Source organism: Enterococcus sp. AZ050, assembly GCF_051715085.1.
Lineage (GTDB): Bacteria > Bacillota > Bacilli > Lactobacillales > Enterococcaceae > Enterococcus > Enterococcus faecalis.
In genome coordinates this window covers 1,913,308-1,936,389 of record NZ_JBIOTC010000001.1, presented here as the reverse complement: position 1 = coordinate 1,936,389, position 23,082 = coordinate 1,913,308, and the positions used below count along the sequence as shown (strand labels likewise).

Here is a 23,082-nt window from a genome sequence, read left to right as displayed (position 1 = left end):
CAACCGGTAAACACTTCACCGATAACTGGAGTTCAGATGGATTTTTAAGATGGGCTGTCAGTTGGAATTTTATCTCACATAAATGAAACACTAATTATCTACAAATCCGCCAACTTTACACGAACACCTGTTCTGTGTTATGATAAATATGTCAAGATAATTCTTGACGAATAAAATATAGAAAGTTGGTAATAAATGATAAATTTAGAAGAAAAGTTAATCCCAAGCATTTCAGAACGTTGTAAAGGATTACGTGAAAGTTATGGATTAAAAATGGAACAAATTTCCGATAAAGCAGTAATTAGTCGAATCGAGAAAGGTACCTGTCCAAAAAGCGGGAATTTTATTACACAAACCGTTCTCACTGATTATGTAAGTGCATTTGACCTAAGTCCCGAAGAACTTATTTTTGGATATTCGGAAGAATTAGAGGAAACTTTACATTGGCTTTTTGATCGGCTATTCTTTTCAATCCTTCAAAAAGATTTAACGACAGACGCTAACTTATATAAAAATATAAATAGAGTGTCAATTACCTCTCAAAAAGCAGTCATATCTATGGCTGAGATGTTCGCAGAATATAATTTGCAACGTTATAATTTTATCAGATCTGATGAAGTATTTATGGATTCAGTAAACAAAGAAATGGATACATATTTAAGTATGGGTGATAAAATTTTTAATTTAGAGAGAGATTTTAGAAGTACACCTATAAATGAAGATACGGTTATTGATAGTCGGGATATGAGCAAAAAACTATGGTTGATGTGTAAAGAGAAAATGATCCGCTCCTTTAAAGCAAACGTGATAACCCCTCTTTTTGAGAATTTTACTTACTCAACCATTAACTCAACCATTGATTTGTGGATTATCAAAAATTTTTGTAATGATATTGTCCCAAGCGTTGTTGAAAAGATGAAAAGCAATAGCATTTTTAAACTAGGGCTGTTATCAAAACAATTACTGCAAGATTTTATTAAGGAAGATTTATCTGAATCCTATCAACAAACTGTCCCAATTAAGACAACAAGAGATGCTGGCATAGAGATTATTATTGGACGTCGTGCAAGACAAAATAACAAGAAATTATCTGTCGATGAACTAAAAGAGCAAGAAAGGTTGTATGAAATAGCCATGGACATGGTAAAAAAGAACAAGCGACCCGATACTGAGCTGTTAGCTGAATTTGAAAAATATGATATCCTTTTTGAGGAAAGACCAAAAGAGGAATATATTAGGGAAGAAAACATTGATAATGTTATCGGACGAGTGATTTCTTCAAAGTATAACGGACGAACAAAAAATCACCAACCCATATTTGAAGAAGGCTACCCAATTTTTAAAGTACCAGAGAATATCTCAGATAAAATAGTAGATGATCTTTTTACACGATGGTATGAAGATACCCACTTCAAAAACCAAAGTATTCCAGGATATTTTACTAATAATAGCCAAATTGGAAATAGATTGCAAGAATATTTAAATAACGATATTCTAAATATGATAGAATCAATCATTCATATACAAAATAATTTATTGCTATTTTTGACAGAAGAAGATTTATTGACCTTCGCAAAATAAGAAAGATTAAAAAAGAGCTGAAAAGCTCTTTTTTTTATGCCTAATATTTAGTTGTTCATTTAGTTGTCAAACTGACGAAAAATTAACAACTAGGCTGTCAACCATTTTTAACTCTCTTCCGTTAATATGAATGTATCAAAGAACAGCGCATAAATCTTTGATGAATCACTGGATAATCTGCAAGTTATCCACCACGAAAAGCAGAATTTGCAGGTTAGGCTTTTTACAAAAAATACTAAAAAATCAGGAGGTTTTCACTTATGAAAACAACTTTTACACAAACAAACGGTTATTCAGAAGCAACTGCACAAAAATTTATCAAATCAGATGTACCAACACAATGCACCACTTCATTTATTGAAACACAATATGAATATGTAGACAGACAGCGTACAGATAATATCACAGGTTATAAACTATGGTTTGTGCAGGAAGGCTTAAATCCCTTTACCGTTAAATTCGAGAAAGAGCCAACGTTACCGCCGTTCTTATCTATTGTAGAATTTGACAACTTACAGGGAATCGAAATCAGAAACAACGTCTTTTTCAAAGCCGACGGGTTCAAGGTTGTGAAATAATGGACGACAAAGACCTTGAACGCTATTTAAACCAAAGCTTAAACATGGCGTTATCTATGAATGGGGAATCAACCTATACAAACTCTTTTTTCGTAGAAGTTCGGGCGGACGGATTTTTATTCGTTCCCCGCACTCCTGCGGGTTATCTGATAGACAATGACCTGTACCATAAAATTTTTGTTATTGCTAATGCGAGCCTATATCCTCGTTATACGTTATTGAAACAAAACTCGGCGTATTTTCTACCTCTTGATACAGAGGATATCCACATACAACGAGCATTGTTCTTTCCATGGTTTAAAGGAATTAGTGAACGCTTGATTATTCCGAATCTTTCCGATTATATCAAGCAATTGACAAAAAATCAGATACCACTCATGAAAAATCTAGTCATTGATTATCGAAAAATAACTAGTCTTTTGATTGCAGGCAATTCAGGCAGTGGAAAATCTTATTTCCTCACTTATCTTCTTGACTGTCTGCGCCCATTATCAGAGTTAATCATCATTGACCCGAAATTTGACAGTCCGTCACGCTGGGCGAGAATACATGATATTTCTGTGATACATCCTGAAAGTAATCGGGCAAAAAGTGACTTTGTTAGTCAAGTGAATGACGCATTAAGCAACGTATTAAAAACGATTTATGAACGACAGGAAGTGTTATATCAAGATCCCTCATACCAATTTGAGCATGTCACAGTTGTGATTGATGAAGTATTGGCACTTTCTGAAGGCGTGAACAAACAAATCAAAGAAGCCTTTATGTCCTTGCTTAGTTCAATTGCCTTATTAGGTCGAGCAACCCGTTGTCACCTTGTCTTAGTGTCACAGCGATTTGATTTTAACGCCGTGCCTGTAAGTGTCAGGGAACAAGCAAATGTGTTGATTCAGATTGGCAATATCAGCACAAAAACAACCCAATTTTTATTTCCCGACTTGAATCCTGAGGGAATTGTCATTCCGATTGGAAAAGGAACAGGCTTGATACAAGTGATTGACAGTGAACACCCGTATCAAGTTCTCCCCTTGCTTACCCCAACATTTTATACAGAAAGAGGCATTTTATAAATGAACATGAAAAAATCGTATTTTATGAAAATCTATAACCCTATGTTATTTCTAGACATATTATTTTTACTTGCGTGTATCTTTACACTATTGCTTCTGTTTGTACAGGAACGTTTTATCAACAGTACAAACAACAGCGTCCTAACGAATGGCATAAATGAGCTTTTCTGGCAATGTATAACCATTTCTACGTATATTATACGCATGATTCCGTTTATTGTCATAGGCTTATTACTTCCTGAATGTGTTCGACGACTAAAAAGCGATTCACTGATAAATTTAGTCATTTCCTTTGTTGGAACCTTACGATTTAGGCGGTTTTTAAAGCAATCTGAATCTACTCCGATCGAAAATGTTCCCCTTGTGCAACTGATAACGGAACGCCCAAAAACAGCAGAAAATAAGACCATTTCACGCTTCAACCGAGCCATTGATAAATCTGTGCTTGAACTCACCAATGAAGAGCTACGTTTATTTATCAAAGTACCTAAAGAAGTCCAAGCTCAAAAAATCCTAAAAGAGCATGAGGAACAAATTAAAGAACATGTGGCAAGTCTGTACCCATCTTATCTTATCTCTAACTTTGAGCGAAAAAAATTCGGGTTATGGTTGATTGGCACCAGACGAAACTAATGATTGACAATCCGTGGCGCTTTTGTTCTGAAAGAAAACAAAAAAGCGCCACAACAACTATTTCTCCAAATTTATTGCCATTTTTTTACCTTCCCCCCCATTTTGCGCGGTGGTAGGGCTTGTTATACCACCGCAACCAATATTGCCATTTTCTCTAAAAAAATGAGTGATACCAAGCAAAATAACCATTTTTAGTGAAAATAAATTTTTGCCGAAATTTAATAAAAATGACGACACATCAAATAAAATTACACGTGAAAGGAGATTGCCAAATGAGTACGACAAAAGCTGTAAATGTAATGTATGAACAACAACTTCGACATTTACCACCAACAATCAAGAGAAAAACATTAAACAGTATTATTAAATTATTAATAGAATGTTTGAAACCCAAAAAAATTGCAGGCATCATTCATGATAAAGATGTCAATGACAAGGGTGAGGTTATAGAAAAACATGTTCATGTGGTTTTGCAATTTCAACATGCACGAAGTTTAAAGAATCTTGCACGGTTACTGAAAGAACCGCAAGTTTCAGCATTCCAAAAATGGCATGGAAATGTAAATAATGCATATTCTTACCTTGTCCACCGTACAGCTGATGCCCAAGAAAAATATCCATACTCTTTAGAGGAAGTGAAAGCAAATTTTGATTATCCTCAATTGATGAAAAATATTTCTAAGAAAATAACTGACTCAAATAGACAGCGAGATAACGAAATTATCAAACAGCTACTTGATCGCTTAGGCGCAGGAGAATTAACACGTGAGGAGGTTATATCCAATCTCACAGGCTCACAATTTGCCAAAGCAAAAAAGAACATTCAAGATGTTCATGAACAAGTACAGGCAGATAAGGCAAAGGTTTGGCTTGAAAAACGGAAAGAAAAAGGGGAGTCCACTACAGTAATTTGGATATATGGACAATCTGGAGCAGGAAAAACACTTCTCGCCAAAAAATACGCTACTAAAAAAGAACAAGACTATTTTATTACTGGTTCATCAAAAGATAGTTTTCAGCATTATCAAGGAGAACATATTGTTATTCTTGACGAATTACGCCCAAAAACATTTCCATATGATGATTTATTGAAAATGCTTGACCCATTCGGTGAGACACCAAAAGCACCGAGTCGATTCTTTGATAAATCACTAATGGTTGATGTATTTATTATTACATCACCTTATAGCCCAAAACAGTTTTATGATGAAATTTTCAGACGAAAAAAGACAATTGATTCATTTAAACAACTTCAACGGAGAATTAACTATGTTCAATTTATGAGTTCTGATTATTTTGAAATGCAAGAGTACGATGTTTATTCAGGGAGCTATATTTCTGTTCCGCACAGTAGAAAGAAAAATACTTTAATTACTACTACGAACTCCCCTACTCCTTTGGACAATAAAAAAATCCATCAAGAATTTAGTGCCTTTTTTCCTGATGATGAGAAAGGAAGTGAAATAAATCATGAATGAATTACTTACACAAAAAAATACTATTTGTAAATCTGATCTACTTCAATTAGGTTATTTACCGCATACTGCATCAACAATTATTAGACAAGCGAAGCAAATTATGGTACAAAGAGGATATCCATTTTATAACAATAAACGTTTGGGGCACGTACCAAGAAATGTTGTAGAAGAAATTCTAGGCTTATCTCTTGAAGGAGAAAAACCACATGCCTAAAACACGATACACTGGCGTTTATGTAGATAATAACGGAAAATTTTTCTATCAAGTAGAACTAGGAATTGACAAAATAACCGGAAAAAGAATTCAGAAAAAAGGAAGAAAAGATCAAAACGGACATCCTTTTTCCTCTGCTCGTGAAGCTTATAAGGAATTAACACGATTAAAAAATGAGTATCTTCTATTAGATGGCTATTCCAATTATGATTTAACTTATTACCAATTTATGGAAAACATGTATATCCCTCACTACAAATCAAATGTAGAAAGAAGCACATGGACTTCCAGAAAATCAGGACTGATAAGTTTGAGAAATCAATTTGGGGAGAAGAAACTTCGTGACATTACAATTGAAGATTGTGAACAATATCGAATTTGGTTATTAAATGAAAGTGGCTATTCACAAGCCTATTCCTCTTTGTTGTATGGTATGTTCAGAAAAACATTAGATTACGCTGTAAGCATGCAATACCTTGATAAAAATATTTCCAAGCGAACAAAAGCAATTCCTAAAGGAAAAGCTGTCGTTAGTTATTGGACAAAAGAAGACTTTCAAACCGTTCTTTCTTTCATCTATAAAGAAGATTTTTATGAACATATGTGCTTTATTGTAATTTGGCTGTACTATATGACAGGTCTTCGAGTCAGCGAAGGATTAGCACTAACTTGGAATGATGTGGACTTCAAACGCAAGAAAATGCGTATCCATCATACTTTAGACATGATTAATCAAAAATCATTTGTTCGTAAACCTTATACCAAAACAGAGAACGGTATGCGTATTATTTCTTTAGATGATGATACAATAGAAATTTTACAAGAATGGAAAAAAAGACAGAAGCAACAGGGTATTGAAAGTTTTATTCTTAGCTATACAGACTTACCACTTTATCGTTCTACTGTTCAGCGAATTATTGAACGATATGCCAAACTTGCAAAAGTACCAATCATACAAGGAAAAGGGTTACGTCATTCACATGTCAGTTATTTAATTAATGAGTTTAATGCCGATATTCTAGTTATTTCAAGACGATTGGGACATTCTAGCCCTGAAATCACTTTGAAGCACTATGCACACCTTTGGAGTCGTAACGATGAAACAATAGCAGAACAAATGTCAGGCAATGTTCAATTTACATCTGCCAAAAAATCAAACATAGCATTTAATGGGAATCAAGTAGTTACAAAATAACCCCTGCCAAAATCCTGCCAACATGTAATAAATTCTTGATATATAAGCATTTATAAGCTATTTATTACGTGGAGTGGGAATAACAATCAACCCGCTAGAAACACCTATAAAATAGGTTTTCTAGCGGGTTTTCTTTTGTGTTATCACACTTTCCTCCCACCATTCTCCATTTTTCCTTTGCTCCACCGCCCTCAAAGTCCTATAATTTAATCATAAGAATAGTGGCTATTAATAAAATTCATCAATTAAAAGGAAGCGATTTCAACATGTCAAAAGCAACTTTTCTTAAGTATGGTTTTGTTGTCCTCTTCATAGGAATTTTTTTACTTCGTGCCCAAAAATTTATTTCTGAGCCCCTTTCGTACCTTTTTTCGGGTATTCTTTTGCTTATTGTTGCGTATTTAATACTCGTGAAAAAAATGAACTTTTTCTCAAGTTTGCTCACTGTTACCGATCAACCTTCTTCTACCCAACAACGATTAGGTCAACTTTCTGGTCTTGTCAGTTTATTGATTGGTTTACTTCTAGTAATTTTTTCAGTCATTTTATAGACACTTTTTCACTATTGTTCTTATAAAAACAAGACGTTCTTGTTTGGCCTTTGACGTTGTCGTATACTATAAATAATAAATAAGCTATGAAGGAGTAAATTAATGAAAAAAAGTGTTATAACTAGTTCTATGTTAGCGGTTTTATTGTCTGGATTTCTCGTTACCCCTATTTCTGCTTACGCTTTGGAACGCTCTAAGGGAACTACTGAAGAAACGGTGGCTTCAGAAACATCTCTAACGGAGCAACAAATGAGTAGCGGTGTCACTGAAGAAATGAATCCAAGCATCATAAATTCTCAAGAGGAAACAGAAACAACTTCCACTTCCTCAACCTCCGATTCTACCACTGAAGTTTCTACATCAGAAGTAACAACTGTTAATGATACAGAAAATAGTAGCGACGATACTGAAACTACTTTGGAAACATCACAAAGTAATGAGGACACACCTGTAGCACCGGCAAAAGCAGAAGAAAAAGTTCCTGATATTAATTATCAGACACATATCCAAGACATCGGATGGCAAGGGGTTGTCAAAAACGGGGAAATATCTGGGACTAGCAGACACTCTTTACGTCTTGAAGGAATTAAAATGAATATTTCAAATTCAGATTTGGCTGGATCTGTAGAATATAGAACACATGTCCAAGAAATTGGGTGGCAAGGATATGTGAAAGATAATCAATTGTCTGGTACAAGCGGAAAGTCTTTGCGGCTCGAAGCGATTCAAATTCGCTTAACTGGAGAAATAGCTAACGCATATGATGTTTATTATCGTGTGCATATAGAAGATAAAGGTTGGTTGAATTGGGCAAAAAACAGTGAGTCCGCAGGTAGTCAAAGCGCCGCTAAAAGATTAGAAGCCATTCAAATTAAATTAGTGAAGAAGGGCGAAGCGGCACCTGAAGGATCTGGAAAAGCCTTTTTAATTGGAAATGAAGCAAAACGTCCAGATGAAATCAAACCAAATGTCAATTATCAAACACACGTGCAAGAAATCGGATGGCAAGGGTTTGTTAGAAATGGTGAAAGCGCTGGTACTAGTGGAAAAAAACTACGATTAGAAGCGATTAAAATCAATCTTAGTGATGCTGCTTTAGCCGGAAATATAGAATATTCGACACATGTTCAAAGTATTGGTTGGCAAGAAAAGAAAAAAAATGGTGAGTTATCTGGTACTAGTGGGAAAAAATTACGTTTGGAAGCGATTAAAATAAACCTATCTGGAGATGTTTCCAGATATTATGATGTCTATTACCGTGTTCATATCCAAGATAAAGGTTGGTTGAATTGGGCAGCTAATGGTGCACCATCTGGGAGTCAATCTGCATCTAAACGATTGGAAGCTATTCAAATCAAAATAGTTAGAAAGGGTGAAGCGGCTCCTAAAGGATCTGGAAAAGCTTTTTTAGTTGGCGATGAAGCTCGCACACCAGCAGAGATAGCAAACAGATTACGTGCAGAAAGATTAAAGAAAAAACCTTATTATTATTCTCAACGTGACCCACAATGGATTAATACTTATATCGGAAACTATACCATTGGCTCAGCAGGATGTGTTCCAACAAGTTTATCTATGATTTTAAGAGGCTCTTACGGTTATAATGTAAATCCTGTCAGTGTTGCAACAAGAATGGCTTCTTATGGCGGGTTAAATCAAAGATACTTTGGCGCTTCTGCAACTGATTTAGTGATAACAGCTCAATCATATGGCCGTTCGATCAAAGTTATTAATGATGTAGCTACATTAAACGCCTATCTTTCTGAAGGATATCCCGTTATTTTATATCAAAATGTTGGGATTGGACATGCTATTGTCGTTCATGAGTACAAAAATGGTTACACTTTAACCTATGATCCGTATGGTCGCCAGTTTTACTCAGGTTGGGTGTCAACACAAGCACTTTGGAATACCCCGTCAAATGATCCAATTGATTGGACAGAAGGCCGACCATGTTTCGTTATTTTATAGGAGGATATAATGAAAAAAAAACTTATTGTACTATTGTTAGCCTTATTTTTAACGGCATGTAGTAATAATACTGTGGAAAAAAATAGAGATTCTTCATCTACTGAAGTATCAACTAAACAGCAAACTACCCAGTCTTCTAAAAAAGATAGTAGTAATCCGGACACAACACCAACTTCTACATCATCTATAACAATTGAAACAACCGAGAATTTAAAGAATAGAGAATTGAATCCAACAGATGATGTTTCAAAAACTAGACGACAATTGTATGAACAAGGAATTAACAGTTCAACAATTACGGATAAAGAACTAAAGGAATATATATCAGAGGCTAAAGAACAAAAGAAAGATGTCATTGATTATATTAAACAAAAAATAAATCAATAGAGTTATCTCATATTGATTCCCCCTTGACTCTCCCTTCACTCTTGGCTATGATTACCTTAGCAAGTACAATGGTGTACTGTGAACAGTCGAGCAATGGCGCTCAAAAAGATTGGCTTTCGTGCATTCTTTTTGAGCGCTTTTTATTTTTAGAAAGTAGGGAAATTGAATGGAAAAAATGTACCGCAGTCCGTATGAAGCGTACCCGTATCTATCTTCTAAACCAGAAGATTTACGATGTGATTTTGAATTAATGACTGATGAATTGGCCTCGATGACAGGTCTTCTACGAGGATATGTGCAACAATTAGACGTCCCTGAACAGCCTGCACTAACAGAAGAACTAGCTAAAATTTGCGAGTTAATCTACCATGTCAATCCAACGACCCGAACAAAATTAACAGTCACAGAGGAAGAAATAGCCTGGCTTTTGGAACGTGTCAATGCTATGAATGAACTGACATACGAAGAAAATCGTCCTTTTGTTTTACCGATGGGCACAATCTGTTCCTCTTATGCACACATTTTAAGAGCCAAAGCCAAAGATATTGTTCGTTTACTTTATCGCATGGACTATGGTGGTAAAAAAATTGATCCGCAGCTGTATGATGTAGTCAACTTACTCTCAGGTTACTTTTTCATGTTAGCCTTGTACCTAAATCAGCTCGAAAATGGTGAAGAAGTTCCCTTTGTTTCTCGCAACTATTCTATTTAAAAAGTACACCGACCGCTAACGACGAATTGCTAGCGGTCGGTGTACTTTTATACAGGTAAGTAAGCTTCTCCTTTTGCAAATAGTTTAGCAGTACCACCAATAATGACTCGATTTTCTTTCACTTCACAAGTTAAAAAGCCGCCTCTTGGGGACACTTGATAGGCCGAAAGGGTCGTTTGATTGAGCCGTTTTCCCCAATAAGGAATTAAATTGGCATGCGCAGAACCACAAACTGGATCTTCGTTAATTCTTAGTTTCGGGAAAAAAGTCCGTGAAACAAAATCCACCGAGTCTCCTGATGCCGTTACAATGACTCCTACTCCTAAATCCAATGCTTTTAATGCAGAAAAATCTGGTGTGATTTTTGCCACTGTCTCTTCGTCTTTTAAGACAAAAAATAAATCGCGACCCAAATAAGCTTCATAAATTTTCGTGCCTAAAGCGGCTTCATACTCTGGCAAAATTGGAATCCTTTCCGGTAGGATATAAGGAAAATCTAGATAATAGTATTCCTCTTTTTTGGTCACTGCGAGCGGTCCACTTTGACTAGTAAAATGGAGTGTTTCTTCCGCAACGGAATAATAGTTAAATAACACAAAAGCCGTCGCTAATGTAGCATGTCCACAGAGATCGATTTCTCGTTCCGGCGTAAACCAGCGCAGGGCGTAACTTTTTCCCTCTTTGACTGTAAAAGCAGTCTCTGACAAATTATTTTCAATCGCAATGTTTTGCATCACCGCTTCTGGCAACCATTTTTCCAAAACATAAACAGCGGCGGGATTGCCTTTAAAAACTTCCTCCGCGAAAGCATCGACAATATAATAGGGATAACTCATTTTAATTCTCTCCTTGTATTTTTTGATAAATGTATTCCGCGCAACACAAATCCTCAACTGCTAAGCCAACTGCATCAAAAATCGTGCGGCCTTTCTGCTCCGCCTTTAGTTTAACTTTGCCAGTCACTAATTCGCCGAGAGAACCTACAATTTTTTCAGCTGAAAAGGCACCTTCTGAAATCGGAATTAAAAGATCCCCGCTTTCTTTTAATGCAGCCGCGTACTCATCTACAAACACTTGACTGTTTTTAACAAGGTCGCTTGTTAATTCTCTGGAAGTCGGCGTGAATGTACCAATTGCATTAATATGGGCATTCGGCAAAACGTCTTTTTCTTCTAAAAATGCGTCCTGACTGGAAGTTAGTGTACAGATAATTTCTGCTTTCTGGACGGCTTCTTGGACAGAAGAACAACCAATAAAGGTAGATGCGGGATAATTGTGCTGTTGCTTAGCGATTAATTTTCGTGCGCGTTCTGCTGTTCGGTCATATATAAAAACCTTTTCAATCGCCCGAACGCTTTGTAGCGCTGCGAGATGAGATGAAGCTTGTTGACCTGCACCAATCAAAGCGATACTTTTTGCCTCTGGAGCTGCTAAATAATCGGTTGCCAAAGCAGAAACAGCTGCTGTGCGAAGCCACGTAATCGCATTGGCATCTATCATCGCAACTGGTCTTCCAGTAGAACTATCAAACAATAAAATTTGACCAAGATGCGAGGCCAAATTTTTTTGTGGATTTTCTGGAAAAGCTGTAATGATTTTTGCCCCAAAAAAGCGATTTTTTCCTAAGTAAGCAGGCATTAATGCAAAAAGATTCTGATTTTCCCCATCTGGTAAAACCTCTACATGGCGCTCACTTTGCGAAATTTTTCCTTTTTGCAACTCTGCAAAGCAACGTTTCATCACTTGAATTGCTTCGGAAAACGACAATTGTTGAATGACCCTCTCATAAGAAATAATGTCCATCTGAATTCCTCCCTTTGCGCTATCATAAACCAGACAAACAATACACTCAATGCTATAATTGTATGGAATACAATTTTATAGAAAGGAAGTTCCCCTCATGCCGATTAATTCCTATGAGAACTATGCGTTGTCATGGCGCCCTGTTAAAGAACGTTTAACAAGACCTTATTACCAATCATTGGTTCAACAATTAGAAGCGGATATCTTATCTGGTGCACTTCAAAAAAATGTGAAATTGCCTTCACAAAGAGAATTAGCTGATTACTTGGATCTGAATTTCACGACAATTGGTCAAGCTTATAAACACGCTATGGAAAAAGGCTTACTTTATACCAACATCGGTAGCGGCACTTTCGTTTCTCCCAACGCGTTTCACTCAATTACAATCTCTACCAACCAAGTAGCGGACCATCTAATTGATTTAGGGCTGGTTAGTTCCTTTGATATGTGTAATCAGCGGATTTTACCTTTTATTGAATCCGTTAGTAAAAATGCGGCCCTTAACAGTTTGCTAAATTATCGCGATCCTTTAGGTACGCACTTTCAACGAGCAACCGCTGCCGAATGGCTTCAGACACAAGGCGTTCGGACCAATGCCGAAGAAGTTGCCATTGTATCTGGTGTCCAGAATGGGCTGGCCGTGACGTTAGCCGCCGCTTTTTCTCCAGGTCAGCGGATTGCCGTAGATCGATACACGTATTCAAATTTTATTGAACTCGCCCAGCTTTATCATTTAGAAATCGTCCCGATTGGCTATGATTCCGAGGGGATGGACCCAGAGCATTTACTGCAAGAATGCAAAAAGAAAAAAATACACGGTATTTTCTTAATGCCCGCATGTAATAATCCAATTGGTTTCCAAATGTCTAGCGCCCGCCGAATGACTTTAGCTGAAATCATTCAGCAAGAACACTTATGGGTAATTGAAGATGACATTCATTCTTTTTTAACAACTTATGCACAGCAAGCAGTTTTACCAACGTTTCAAGAACTCTTACCTCAACAAACGATTTACTTAGCGGGGATGACAAAATTTGTCTGTACAGGCTTACGCGTTGCATACCTTGTTTTCCCTCCGCTTCTTCGCCAAGAAATAGAGCGTGCGATTTTTAATATTAACGTTAAAACTTCTGGCTTTGATGCTGAAATTGTCACCCAAGTCTTACGCTCACCAGTTGCAGAAGAATTAGTGATAGAAAAATTGGCTTTAACAAAACAAGCCAATGACTTATTTGATACCATTTTTGGGTTAGCTAGACCTAGCAATCCTTTGCCGTACTACCGAACTATTCCCCTTTCTACCGAAAAAACGGCGCCGCAAATTGAACAAGAATTTCTCCAAAATTGGGTACGTCTTTTTCACTCGAGCCGCTTTACTGTGCAAAATCAGCCAGATGCTTTTTTACGAATTTCCTTGGCCTCCAATCAGCTTGAGGTATTGGCGAAAGGATTAACCATTATCCAAGAACTCTTACCGACGTTAAACGAAAAGAAAGGACATTCCCTATGAATTCATTGCCAATACTTGAAAAAGCAGTGGGCGCGATCACCCTGCTTTCCGAAGAAAAACAAAATGCCGAATATGAAGGCTTTTTATGCCAAGTTAATGAATCGCAACAACTTATCCGCAGTCGCTTAGCCAAAAAAACGCCGAAAAAAGAAGGCTATTTTGCAGCCTTCTGGGAAAAAAATCAACAAAATCAGAACGAAGCCTTTGATGCTACGGAAGCCCCTGAAATGTTAGCAATTGTCATTTCTGATCAAGAAAAGCAAGGTCTCTTTCTTCTGCCGAAAGAATGTTTAATCCAACAAAAAATTCTCAAAACGCACCAACAAAAAGGCAAAATGGCGTCCCGTTTTTATCCTTCTTGGTGCCAAAATCTTAATCAAACCGCCAAAAAAACACAAAAATGGCAACTAGCTTACTTTACTGATTTATCTAAATACTAAAAACGTCAGCTGGCTTCTGAAGCCAGCTGACGTTTGTTTATTTTACTGTTTAGCCAATTGGTGGCGTACCTTCTGCGTTCCCAGCAATCGCTTCGATTTGAATCTGGGCACCTTTTGGTAAATCCGTCACACCAATCACTCTTCTGGCAGGCGTGCCTTCAGGGAAGTACGTTTGGTAGACGTCATCCACTGCCGCCAGCTCTTCAATCTCTTTCACAAAAATGTTCACTTTCACCAGATCAGCTAAGCTGTGATCCACACTTTCAATAATCGCTTTAATATTTTCTAAACATTGCGTCGTTTGTTCCTTGATTCCGCCAGCGACTAACGCATTTGTTTTAGGGTCCAATGGTAGCTGAGCTGATAGATGGTTGTAATGAGAAAAAGCAACAGTTTGTGTCGAAAATGGACACTTCGGTGCGTGCTCTGTATTATTTGCTTCAATAATTAATCCATGTCGATCTTCAATCGCTTGTGGTGGCGTACCATCCCCATGAGAAACCACCGCTTCTACTTGCACCGCCGCGCCCATTGGTAAATCAGCAACAGCAATCACTGTTCGTGCTGGCATGTAATTGACCGTGCGCGCAATTCCTGAATCTGGGAAAAAAGCAGCATATACTTGATTGACAGCTTCCAGCTTAGATAAATCTTTTAAATAAATGTTGATCTTCACAATATCATCAAAAGGCACATCAATACTGGTTAAAATGGCTTTTATGTTTTTCAAACATTGTTTTGTTTGCGTTTTAACACAGCCAGCCACAACTCTGCCCGTTTGAGGATCTATAGGCAATTGTGCAGACAGATTGTTATAGTGAGAAAACGCGACCGTTTGACTGGCTAGAGCATCAATTGGTGCCTGAACAGTCTGATTTGTTAATTTAATTAAATCCCCAGCTTGAGGCGCATTAGGGATAGTTCCTTCCCCATTTGAAACAAGTGCCTCCATTTGAACGGAAGCGCCTAACGGCAAATCTGTGACGGCGACCACTGTTTTAGCTGGATAATAATGGGTAAAAAAGGCCGCATAGACCTCCTCAACTGCGGCAGCATCCCGCATATCTTTGACAAAAATGGTCATTCTGACAATGTCACTCATCACATGGTTGATACTTTCAACAACCGCTTGGATATTTTTCAAACATTGTGTCGCTTGGGCCCGAATGCCACCTTCTACCAATTGTCCAGAGGTTGGCTCAATAGGTAACTGTGCCGACAAATGATTATAGTGGGAAAATGCGACTGTTTGGGCTGCGAGAGGATGCTTTGGTGCACGCTCTGTATTTCTTGCTAAGACGATATTTTCATTACTCATAACTCTACTCCCTTTTTTAGCATTCCAACAAAATGATTCCGCTTACATTTTCAAGCATTAAACTTCCAACAAGATCCTTTTTATTTTCCTGCTTTTCTATTAATGGTGATAGCTTTCCACCACCACTTCTTTCAGTCTACAATAAGAACAGGAACATTTCAATAAGGCATTCCTAAATTGATTGTTGGCCCTCAAACAAATCTTCTTCCGTTAAAGAAGGCTGAGGTCGGGAAAGAACCGTTTAGCTCCGAGAAATAAGAAGAAATTTCCGAAAATTGCTCTTTAATTTTTGGAGAATTTCGGCTTATTTCCGAAGGAGTTGGTTCTGTTCCCGCCGTTTATCAGGTTTTGATCCTGGGACAAAAATCCAAAGTGATTTTTGTCCCAGGATCAGTCTTTATAGATAACTCGTTAGCTATAACTAGTTTTATTTAACCACCATATACTCACGATAATTTTCCGAGAACGTATCCATTAGCGTATAAATTCGTTCAAAATCATAGTCACGACGAGGGTCATCATACCAAACACATTGAATACTTCCAATAATTGGAAGATTTGGGCTACCTGCTGGCACATCTGTAAATGCTTTTTTCGACATATTTGCTAAAGCATCATCATATTGATAAATGCCAGAATCAACATTGCCAGCTACCCAATACCACGCATCATTGGTATTAAAAATTTTGTGTCCTTTTTGAACAAAGTACTCAGGTTTGGCTACGTCATATCCGCTCCAACCGGCTGTCCAATAAGAAATAATAATCTCTGGGTCAAATGTACCGAAAGAATCGTCGCTGTTGTAATAAATGCCATCATTGAAGCTCATTGGCTGCATGCCCGCATCTTTAATTATTTTAGCTAAATCATTCGCATAAGCGACAAAATCCTTGTAGCACCCAGAAGATTGCAGTTTCGCCCAACCGCCTGTATCGACATCATTTGCATACTCATCGCCACCAAAATTGAAAATTTCACTATGCGCGGAAAAATAAGCCACGTACTTACTGATAATCGCCTTTGTGAAATTCACTGCCTTTTGGTTCCCTAAATCTACTGTTCGTTTTGAGCCATCAAAAGCGGGATTTTTAATCGCTAGTTTTTCCATGGCCACTAACAACGCATCCATATGTCCTGGACTGTTAATCACGGGAATGATGTTGATGTTGCGCGCTTTCGCAAAAGCCAACAACCGATCCATTTCTTTTTGTGTTAACGCGTTGCCATTAGGATCATTGTAATACGCGTTGTTGCCTCGTTGGATTGCTTTTGAAACCCGGTTGTGGTTGTATTTTTTACCATTCACATTGACCGACATATCATCCAAGATAAACCGTAAGCCATCATTTCCTAAAATTAATTGGACATCTGTGTACCCATTTTGACTGGCTTTGGCCACTAATTCTTCCAGTTGCTCCACGGAAAAATATTTTCTTCCCGCATCAATGGAAAAGACACTTTTTAAAGGTTGTGTTTGTTTCTCTTTTAAATTATCCAAAGCTGTTTGGACCTCCGTTTGCCAAGTAGTCACTTGTGCGGCTGTATACGTTTTTCCCGCAAGTTCTGTTGCGACTGTCTCTTTTGTTGTTTGTAGTGCTTGAATCGTTTCTGGTGTATAGCTTTCTGCCTTTTCAATGGCTGTAACTGCTTGATCCAACGCACGATATAAAGTGGTTAAGTCAATGGCTAACAGGCCTTTTTCTAATTCAGCATCATAGGTATTTGAAATCCCTTGGCCATAATCACCACCTAAAATAGCTTTATTCACATCATAAAGCGTCGTTGCTTGTGTCACTGCTTCTGCGGCTTTATTTTGTGCTTCAAGGTCTGTGTTGGCGTAGCTAATTCGTTTTAAATAGTGTTGCGCAGCCGCTTTCATCTCTGCAAGAGAAACGCCTTTACTCTCTGCAATGGCCGTTTTTGTCCAAAGCAAATTAGAAGGTTTTATCTGATTTAAATCGTCTTCATTATAGGTGCGACCATCGCGATCTAAGGCATAGAGGAACATGCCCCCTAAATTATTTTCATAAGAATAACGAGCTACTTTATACATGTTACTTTCCATATACGGCTCTTTTGTGTCATACCAGCGGTTGCGATCTTGCTCTTCTGGGAAAGTTAATCCTGGAACAAATCGTTCCCCATTGAGAACCGGACTCAAATTATTTAATGCTCGTTGCGTGCGTTGGTCATCGCTACCATACTGTTGATACGCGAGAAAATCGAAACAGTCACTGACATCTTGTAAAGGTGGTAAATATTCTGCATTGGTATCATACAAAAATGGACGATCCGTTCCCGACTTCGGTCCAATGTATTTTGATAATGCACGAATGACACCATTAGATAGAACAATATCTTTTTCACTTGGACGAGTTTCCATGTCAATATCTAACCCATCAATTCCTAAATCATCGACAAATTTGGTTAACAACTCTTTCGCATAAGCATCAAATTCTGCTTCTGTAGGCGTTGTTCCTGCGTAAGGAACTTTTAATAGCTCGCTGTAATCAATCCCTCGAACTAAACGAACACCTCGTGCATGCAGTGCTGGCGCATACTCATTTTTTAACGTATCATAAAATGGCTGTGCAAGTGCTTCTTGTCCTTTTGGCACATAACTAAAGACATTCACAATGTCAATACCATAAGGAATATCGTGCATCGTTAGCCAATTTTCATCTGGCAATGTTGTATTAACTCCTTGCATCGTTTTGTCACGCCAAGCCCGATAATAAACCATAAAATGTTTCTCTTGGGTCGGCTCATTGGCTTGGCTGATCATTGGTTGATGAAACAGACTAAATAAGATAAACGCCAAGCCAACCAATAACGAAAGACCCAGCCAACTGACAATTGTTTCTCTGTTTTCTCCTTTTCTTGTCGATAAATTGTTCCCCACTTTGAACACCATTCCTTTCTGCACTCCGTTCATTTTTGTGTATCCACCTAAAAAGAAAGCGCATACATAACCATCAATAGAATAACAAAAAATAACGAATTTGCAAAATAGAAACTGGAAAAATGAGGATTTTCTATAAAAATCTTTTCCCGCCTAAAATCACTTTCGTTAGGCGGCGTTTAAATGGTAAACTTTGAGACTTGCAAGAAAAATGGGCCTATTTTTCTTGCAAGTTTCCTTTACTTAGTCGTGATCAACATCGGCGATTTTCACAACAATTTTCCCTTGTGCTCGTCCTGTCAGTGAATAATCCACCGCTTCTTGAATTTGGCTAAAAGGAACGACTCGGTCAATAATCGGCTGCAATTTTCCCTGTTCAATGAACTCAGTGAGTAAAGCTAATTGCTCGCCATCTGGACGCATAAACAAAAAATGATAACTAACATCTGTGTCTTGCTCCAAGCGATGAATCTTGCGGGTAGCTATTTTAAAGGCCCATTGTTTCCAAAGCGGCAAGCCATATTCTTTAGCAAAACGTTCGTTGGGAATGCCTGACAATGTGACGACTTTTCCCTGAGGTTTAACCACTGAGAAAGCTTTTTCTAAGATTGTGCCCCCCATTGTATCAAATACATAATCGTAGTCGGATAAAACTTCTTCAAAATTTTGTGTCCGATAGTCAATCACTTCATCTGCTCCCAACGCTTGAACCCATTCTTTATTTTTACTACTCGTGGTGGTGGCAACGTAAGCGCCCGCTAGTTTTGCTAATTGAATTGCAATGGTTCCAATCCCTCCTGAACCTGCTTGAATCAGGACTTTCTGGCCTGGCTGCACATTCATAATATCATGTAGCGCTTGATAACTTGTCAAACCGACTAACGGAATGGCCGCAGCTTCTTCAAACGTTAAATTTTTCGGCTTCATAGCTACAGCCGCTTGATCCACTGCAATATATTCAGCAAAAGTTCCCACGCGATTTTTGGGTACTCGTCCGTAAACTGCATCGCCCAGCCTAAAATTTTGAACATTTTTTCCAACAGAGACAACAATCCCAGCAAAATCACTGCCTAAAATCAGTGGCATTTGATAATTTAAAAGCATCTTTACTTTACCATCTTTTGTTTTTAAATCAATCGGGTTGATACTGGCAGCGATAATTTTGACCAAAACATCATTGTCATGAATGGTGGGTAAGGGCACCTCCTCGATTGCTAATTCTTTTTGTCCGTATTTATGAATTAAAGCGGCTTTCATCATTGAATCTTTCCTCTCTTTACTATCCTTTTTATCGGTTTAAAAGTTTAAACCTTTAATCAATTAGTATCTTAACGAAGAATGGAATCCACGTCAAGTTTCAGCCCTCAGCGTATTTTATTGACAAAAAACACGAAAAATGGTTTAATCGTTTAAAAATACGAACCAAAGAGGCGGAAAAATATGAAAGAATTAGAAGAAATTCAAACAGAATTTACTGCGCTTAGTGATTTTTTAATCGCATTGGGTGATGAAAAACGCCAAGCAATTATTATTGCACTGTTAGAAGACCAAGCCTGTGTTGGCCGTCGTGTCACTGAGTTAACAGAGGCGACACAGCTCTCACGCCCCGCTGTTTCTCACCACTTAAAAATTTTGAAACAAGCCAAATTAATTGATTGTCGCAGTGAAGGAACTAAAAATTATTACTCACTTTCTCACGATACCACCAAAATTGAGCAACTCCAACAACTATTGACCCACATTACGTCGATTATGCCAGGGAGGAAGCAAGCATGAAAAAAATTCTCGTGGTCCTCACAAACGTTTCCCGTTATCACGGCACCGAAGAACCGACTGGCCTCTGGCTAGGTGAAGCCACGGAGTTCGTGGAAGAAGTAACCAAAGCAGGATTTTCAGTTGACTATGTTAGTCCCCAAGGAGGCTATGTCCCTTTGGATCCCCGGAGTATGAAATATGTAGATTCATCCATTATGGCGGTTTATGAAAGTGCAGATTTTCAAGAACGAGCGCTAGCGCATTCCCTCTCTCTTGAAGAAATTGAGCCAGATGAATACGCAGCAATTTACTTTACAGGAGGTCATGGCGTTATGTGGGACTTTCCTGATAACCCTCAGTTGCAAGCAATCACTCGTAGCCTTTACGAACAGGGCAAATACCTAACTTCTGTTTGTCACGGAATTGCTGGCCTTTTAAATGTCAAAGATGCGTCAGGAAATTATTTGATTGCAGATAAAACCATTACTGGCTTCACTACTGCAGAAGAAATTTTAGCCATGAAAAAAGCAGTTGTTCCTTTCTTAAACGAAACAATTGCCAAAGAACATGGTGCTACTTTTGCGAAAAAGCGTCCTTATAAAGAATTTGCGTATCAAGATGGCCGTATAATCACTGGGCAAAATCCTTTTTCTGTCCGCGCTGTCGCAAGATTGTTAATTCAACAACTATCAAAATGAAACAACAGCGACTACTTTTAGGTAGTCGCTGTTGTTTCATTGCTTCTTCTTTTTTCCGAAAGCCGAAGCCCTAACATAAAAAATTTTTGATTAGCTAAAGAGTAACATCGCGCCAATTAAGATAATTAGGTTAATTAAGCCTAAGACAATCATTGGTTTGGCCATGAATTTTGTCCAAGTGGCATATTGAACTTTGGAAATTTCCAAACCACCCATTACAACACCAGATGTTGGCGTGATCAAATTAATCAAGCCACAACCTGAAGCAAAAATCATAACCATCACTTCTGGACTTAAACCAATGTTTTTAGCTAACGCACCCATTACAGGAATAGAAACGTACGCTAAACCAGAAGTTGAAGGAATTAGGAAAGATAAACCTAAGTATAAAACAAAGGCACCGATGACAAATAAAACTGGGGAGAGTCCTTGTAATAAGCCTGCCGCTTTATCAAGGATAAATGAATCTAAATACGTTTTAGACATCAAAACAGATGCCCCGCGAGCAACTACAATGATTAAAACAACGGATAACATATCTTTGGCACCGTCGATAAATGCTTCAATGGTTTCTTTTTCAGTAAAGCGACCAATCAAGGCAGCAATGATCCCTAAAAGGAAGAACCACATCGCTAAGTCGCCAAAGTACCAGTCACCGAAACTGTTACCTGTTAAAACAGACGTCCAGCCTTTGAAAATCGTCACTCCAAAGTCGTTCCATGGAATTAAGGAAACAATCATAACGACAAAACAGAAAGCGAATACCATTAAGATTTTTTTATGACGATTCGTAAATGGCATTTCTTTCGACGCTGCTTGTCCATACGTTTTTTCCATATCCTCTTGTTCTTGTAAAGATAAAATTGTTGAACCTTTGTCAGCCTTCACTTTTTTTGCATAACGCATCACAATGAAAATAGAATAGCTGGTAGAGGCCGCCCACAAAATAGCACCGACAATTAAAATAATTCCTGTATTCGGCTGAATGCCAATACCTCGTAACGCATCCATCGCTACCCCTGTGGAGAAAGGGTTAACCGTTGAACCGATAACACCTGATCCTGCACCCAATAGCACAGTCCCCACTGCGACAAACGTATCAAAACCAGCGGCGACCATGGTGGCACTCAATAAACCATAAAAAGGAATTGTTTCTTCTGCCATTCCATAAGTCGACCCACCAATAGAAAATAAAATCATTAAAATCGGAATGATTTTCAATTCGTTCCCTTTTAACTTTTTAACGACTGATTGAATCCCTGCTTCAAGAGCCCCAGTTTGCGTCACAATATTTAAAAAGCCACCGAGTACTAAAATAAAAATATTAATTTCAATGGCATCTTTAAACCCATTGAATGGAGCCATGATAATATCCGATAATTTGGCCCCTACCACGTGGTCAACCATTTTGCCATCAATTTCTCTTGGGGTAAATGGCTGGCCATTTAGCAAGACCGTTACGATACCTAAAACAATTAAAATAATAAATAAAATACTAAAAGACGAAAGCTGTTTTTTGTTTTTCTTCTTTTTTTCTGCCATATCCTTTTATACAGGAACCTACTTTCCTGTATCTCCCTTCTCTATGATTAATTACTCAATCGATCAATAAAGAATGGTGTATCTAGAAAAGTTAAGAATTTATGACTGTAGCTAATACGGTTCATTTGGACTAATTTTTTCATAACACTGCTTGCTGTTTCCCGCGTAGTTCCACTCATCCGTGCAATGTCATTAATGGTAATTGGACAAGCAATTGCAACGCGTTCTCTGTTGTCAATTCGTTCTCCTAAATCATTTAATAACATCGCCAGTGATGTCACAATCCGTTCACATGCATCATTGGTTGTTCCTTTTTGGATTTTTATCATGCTTTCTTTTAAAAGGACCGATTGTTCTTGAATCCAATGAATCAATTGCTGGGGATTATTTTGGAGAAAACGCTCAAACAGTTTAACTGGCACAAACACAACCTCAATATCCGTATAGGCAATCGCGGAGTCGTAATGAACCTCATCTTGAAACAGTCCGATTCTCGGAAAAAGAGCCTGCTTTTTCATAAAATGCAGATAGGAAAAATTACCACTGCGATCATTTTTTTCAATTTTAATGACACCTGAAACCAATAAAATTAAATGATTTCTCGGATCACCTGGATAAAAAAGGACTTGGCCTTTTTTATAGGAGCGAACGAAACTCTCGTTGCGCAATTCTGTTAGTTCTGATTCAGAAAAGTATTGAAAATCTTGATTATTTTTAGTGATTATTTTCTCTATCATCATCTTA

23 protein-coding genes are annotated in these 23,082 nt (G+C 37.8%); 16 read left to right on the top strand and 7 right to left on the bottom strand.

Going from position 1 to position 23,082, the window contains the following annotated elements; genetic code table 11:
* Positions 1-195 precede the first annotated feature (195 nt).
* The 12 genes from IGJ04_RS09315 (at position 196) to IGJ04_RS09260 (ending at position 10,370) form a co-directional block, all read left to right on the top strand.
* The gene (locus tag IGJ04_RS09315) at positions 196-1,581 is read left to right on the top strand and encodes a helix-turn-helix domain-containing protein (protein WP_438840149.1); all 1,386 of its coding nucleotides are present in this window, start codon (positions 196-198) and stop codon (positions 1,579-1,581) included.
* A gap of 260 nt (positions 1,582-1,841) precedes the next feature.
* Positions 1,842-2,159, top strand: a complete 318-nt coding sequence (locus IGJ04_RS09310; protein WP_033596623.1) for a hypothetical protein — start codon at positions 1,842-1,844, stop codon at positions 2,157-2,159.
* Positions 2,159-3,229 carry a cell division protein FtsK gene (locus tag IGJ04_RS09305; protein WP_438840148.1) on the top strand — a complete coding sequence of 357 codons (1,071 nt, stop codon included), beginning with the start codon at positions 2,159-2,161 and terminating at the stop codon, positions 3,227-3,229. The genes IGJ04_RS09310 and IGJ04_RS09305 overlap by 1 nt, the downstream gene beginning before the upstream one ends.
* A 6-nt stretch (positions 3,230-3,235) precedes the next feature.
* Entirely contained in the window at positions 3,236-3,862 is a 627-nt protein-coding gene (locus IGJ04_RS09300) for a hypothetical protein (protein ID WP_438840147.1), read from the top strand.
* Positions 3,863-3,865: 3 nt separating this feature from the next.
* Positions 3,866-4,057 (top strand): hypothetical protein, encoded by a 192-nt coding sequence (locus IGJ04_RS09295; protein WP_438840146.1) that lies wholly within the window; start codon positions 3,866-3,868, stop codon positions 4,055-4,057.
* A gap of 77 nt (positions 4,058-4,134) precedes the next feature.
* Positions 4,135-5,340 (top strand): Rep family protein, encoded by a 1,206-nt coding sequence (locus IGJ04_RS09290; protein WP_438840145.1) that lies wholly within the window; start codon positions 4,135-4,137, stop codon positions 5,338-5,340.
* A complete protein-coding gene (locus tag IGJ04_RS09285) occupies positions 5,333-5,554 on the top strand; it encodes a DUF3173 domain-containing protein (RefSeq protein WP_289853838.1) in 222 nt (73 codons plus the stop codon). The genes IGJ04_RS09290 and IGJ04_RS09285 overlap by 8 nt, the downstream gene beginning before the upstream one ends.
* Positions 5,547-6,749, top strand: coding sequence for a tyrosine-type recombinase/integrase (locus tag IGJ04_RS09280; RefSeq protein ID WP_438840144.1), 1,203 nt, complete (start codon positions 5,547-5,549; stop codon positions 6,747-6,749). The genes IGJ04_RS09285 and IGJ04_RS09280 overlap by 8 nt, the downstream gene beginning before the upstream one ends.
* Positions 6,750-6,970: 221 nt before the next feature.
* Positions 6,971-7,300, top strand: coding sequence for a hypothetical protein (locus IGJ04_RS09275; RefSeq protein WP_174084206.1), 330 nt, complete (start codon positions 6,971-6,973; stop codon positions 7,298-7,300).
* A gap of 102 nt (positions 7,301-7,402) precedes the next feature.
* A complete protein-coding gene (locus IGJ04_RS09270; RefSeq protein ID WP_438840143.1) occupies positions 7,403-9,271 on the top strand; it encodes a C39 family peptidase in 1,869 nt (622 codons plus the stop codon).
* 9 nt (positions 9,272-9,280) lie between these two features.
* Positions 9,281-9,658: a hypothetical protein gene (locus IGJ04_RS09265; protein WP_002367622.1), complete on the top strand. Its 378-nt coding sequence runs from the start codon at positions 9,281-9,283 to the stop codon at positions 9,656-9,658.
* Positions 9,659-9,824: 166 nt separating this feature from the next.
* On the top strand, positions 9,825-10,370 hold the full coding sequence (locus tag IGJ04_RS09260) for an ATP:cob(I)alamin adenosyltransferase (protein WP_002385445.1): 546 nt from the start codon (positions 9,825-9,827) through the stop codon (positions 10,368-10,370).
* A gap of 47 nt (positions 10,371-10,417) precedes the next feature.
* Here the strand turns inward: IGJ04_RS09260 and IGJ04_RS09255 are convergent, their stop codons facing one another.
* A complete protein-coding gene (locus IGJ04_RS09255) occupies positions 10,418-11,206 on the bottom strand; it encodes a PhzF family phenazine biosynthesis protein (protein ID WP_057086574.1) in 789 nt (262 codons plus the stop codon).
* A gap of 1 nt (position 11,207) precedes the next feature.
* Positions 11,208-12,173: an ornithine cyclodeaminase family protein gene (locus tag IGJ04_RS09250; protein WP_142961137.1), complete on the bottom strand. Its 966-nt coding sequence runs from the start codon at positions 12,171-12,173 to the stop codon at positions 11,208-11,210.
* Between the two features lie 97 nt (positions 12,174-12,270).
* Between IGJ04_RS09250 and IGJ04_RS09245 the strand changes: the two genes are divergently transcribed.
* Both IGJ04_RS09245 and IGJ04_RS09240 read left to right on the top strand, forming a co-directional pair.
* The gene (locus IGJ04_RS09245; RefSeq protein ID WP_438840142.1) at positions 12,271-13,683 is read left to right on the top strand and encodes a PLP-dependent aminotransferase family protein; all 1,413 of its coding nucleotides are present in this window, start codon (positions 12,271-12,273) and stop codon (positions 13,681-13,683) included.
* On the top strand, positions 13,680-14,123 hold the full coding sequence (locus IGJ04_RS09240; protein ID WP_033921982.1) for a MepB family protein: 444 nt from the start codon (positions 13,680-13,682) through the stop codon (positions 14,121-14,123). The genes IGJ04_RS09245 and IGJ04_RS09240 overlap by 4 nt, the downstream gene beginning before the upstream one ends.
* Positions 14,124-14,172: 49 nt before the next feature.
* On the opposite strand, the gene IGJ04_RS09235 is transcribed toward IGJ04_RS09240, so the two are convergent.
* The 3 genes from IGJ04_RS09235 to IGJ04_RS09225 all read right to left on the bottom strand — a co-directional run bounded on the left by IGJ04_RS09235 (position 14,173) and on the right by IGJ04_RS09225 (position 19,603).
* Positions 14,173-15,441: a RidA family protein gene (locus IGJ04_RS09235; RefSeq protein WP_010713631.1), complete on the bottom strand. Its 1,269-nt coding sequence runs from the start codon at positions 15,439-15,441 to the stop codon at positions 14,173-14,175.
* Positions 15,442-15,868: 427 nt separating this feature from the next.
* Positions 15,869-18,376: an EndoS/ChiA family endoglycosidase gene (locus IGJ04_RS09230; RefSeq protein ID WP_438840141.1), complete on the bottom strand. Its 2,508-nt coding sequence runs from the start codon at positions 18,374-18,376 to the stop codon at positions 15,869-15,871.
* Between the two features lie 210 nt (positions 18,377-18,586).
* Entirely contained in the window at positions 18,587-19,603 is a 1,017-nt protein-coding gene (locus tag IGJ04_RS09225; protein WP_010827081.1) for an NADP-dependent oxidoreductase, read from the bottom strand.
* 180 nt (positions 19,604-19,783) lie between these two features.
* Here IGJ04_RS09225 and IGJ04_RS09220 point away from each other — a divergent pair, with 180 nt between their 5' ends.
* Both IGJ04_RS09220 and IGJ04_RS09215 read left to right on the top strand, forming a co-directional pair.
* Complete coding sequence (locus IGJ04_RS09220) at positions 19,784-20,119, top strand: ArsR/SmtB family transcription factor (RefSeq protein ID WP_002356136.1); 336 nt, start codon at positions 19,784-19,786, stop codon at positions 20,117-20,119.
* A complete protein-coding gene (locus IGJ04_RS09215) occupies positions 20,116-20,796 on the top strand; it encodes a type 1 glutamine amidotransferase domain-containing protein (RefSeq protein WP_002359260.1) in 681 nt (226 codons plus the stop codon). Before IGJ04_RS09220 ends, IGJ04_RS09215 begins: the two co-directional genes overlap by 4 nt.
* A gap of 90 nt (positions 20,797-20,886) precedes the next feature.
* On the opposite strand, the gene IGJ04_RS09210 is transcribed toward IGJ04_RS09215, so the two are convergent.
* A complete protein-coding gene (locus IGJ04_RS09210) occupies positions 20,887-22,338 on the bottom strand; it encodes a YfcC family protein (RefSeq protein WP_002383451.1) in 1,452 nt (483 codons plus the stop codon).
* 47 nt (positions 22,339-22,385) lie between these two features.
* Complete coding sequence (locus IGJ04_RS09205; protein ID WP_002363490.1) at positions 22,386-23,078, bottom strand: Crp/Fnr family transcriptional regulator; 693 nt, start codon at positions 23,076-23,078, stop codon at positions 22,386-22,388.
* Positions 23,079-23,082: the final 4 nt, after the last annotated feature.

Excerpts from the sequence above, each read along its gene's own strand:
- IGJ04_RS09230 (WP_438840141.1), bottom strand. The coding sequence starts at position 18,376 with ATGAACGGAGTGCAGAAAGGAATGGTGTTCAAAGTGGGGAACAATTTA.
- IGJ04_RS09210 (WP_002383451.1), bottom strand. The coding sequence starts at position 22,338 with ATGGCAGAAAAAAAGAAGAAAAACAAAAAACAGCTTTCGTCTTTTAGT.
- IGJ04_RS09285 (WP_289853838.1), top strand. The coding sequence starts at position 5,333 with ATGAATGAATTACTTACACAAAAAAATACTATTTGTAAATCTGATCTA.
- IGJ04_RS09225 (WP_010827081.1), bottom strand. The coding sequence starts at position 19,603 with ATGATGAAAGCCGCTTTAATTCATAAATACGGACAAAAAGAATTAGCA.
- IGJ04_RS09305 (WP_438840148.1), top strand. The coding sequence starts at position 2,159 with ATGGACGACAAAGACCTTGAACGCTATTTAAACCAAAGCTTAAACATG.
- IGJ04_RS09235 (WP_010713631.1), bottom strand. The coding sequence starts at position 15,441 with ATGAGTAATGAAAATATCGTCTTAGCAAGAAATACAGAGCGTGCACCA.
- IGJ04_RS09270 (WP_438840143.1), top strand. The coding sequence starts at position 7,403 with ATGAAAAAAAGTGTTATAACTAGTTCTATGTTAGCGGTTTTATTGTCT.
- IGJ04_RS09255 (WP_057086574.1), bottom strand. The coding sequence starts at position 11,206 with ATGAGTTATCCCTATTATATTGTCGATGCTTTCGCGGAGGAAGTTTTT.
- IGJ04_RS09245 (WP_438840142.1), top strand. The coding sequence starts at position 12,271 with ATGCCGATTAATTCCTATGAGAACTATGCGTTGTCATGGCGCCCTGTT.
- IGJ04_RS09290 (WP_438840145.1), top strand. The coding sequence starts at position 4,135 with ATGAGTACGACAAAAGCTGTAAATGTAATGTATGAACAACAACTTCGA.
- IGJ04_RS09220 (WP_002356136.1), top strand. The coding sequence starts at position 19,784 with ATGAAAGAATTAGAAGAAATTCAAACAGAATTTACTGCGCTTAGTGAT.
- IGJ04_RS09250 (WP_142961137.1), bottom strand. The coding sequence starts at position 12,173 with ATGGACATTATTTCTTATGAGAGGGTCATTCAACAATTGTCGTTTTCC.
- IGJ04_RS09205 (WP_002363490.1), bottom strand. The coding sequence starts at position 23,078 with ATGATGATAGAGAAAATAATCACTAAAAATAATCAAGATTTTCAATAC.
- IGJ04_RS09265 (WP_002367622.1), top strand. The coding sequence starts at position 9,281 with ATGAAAAAAAAACTTATTGTACTATTGTTAGCCTTATTTTTAACGGCA.
- IGJ04_RS09310 (WP_033596623.1), top strand. The coding sequence starts at position 1,842 with ATGAAAACAACTTTTACACAAACAAACGGTTATTCAGAAGCAACTGCA.
- IGJ04_RS09240 (WP_033921982.1), top strand. The coding sequence starts at position 13,680 with ATGAATTCATTGCCAATACTTGAAAAAGCAGTGGGCGCGATCACCCTG.
- IGJ04_RS09215 (WP_002359260.1), top strand. The coding sequence starts at position 20,116 with ATGAAAAAAATTCTCGTGGTCCTCACAAACGTTTCCCGTTATCACGGC.
- IGJ04_RS09260 (WP_002385445.1), top strand. The coding sequence starts at position 9,825 with ATGGAAAAAATGTACCGCAGTCCGTATGAAGCGTACCCGTATCTATCT.
- IGJ04_RS09280 (WP_438840144.1), top strand. The coding sequence starts at position 5,547 with ATGCCTAAAACACGATACACTGGCGTTTATGTAGATAATAACGGAAAA.
- IGJ04_RS09315 (WP_438840149.1), top strand. The coding sequence starts at position 196 with ATGATAAATTTAGAAGAAAAGTTAATCCCAAGCATTTCAGAACGTTGT.
- IGJ04_RS09300 (WP_438840147.1), top strand. The coding sequence starts at position 3,236 with ATGAAAAAATCGTATTTTATGAAAATCTATAACCCTATGTTATTTCTA.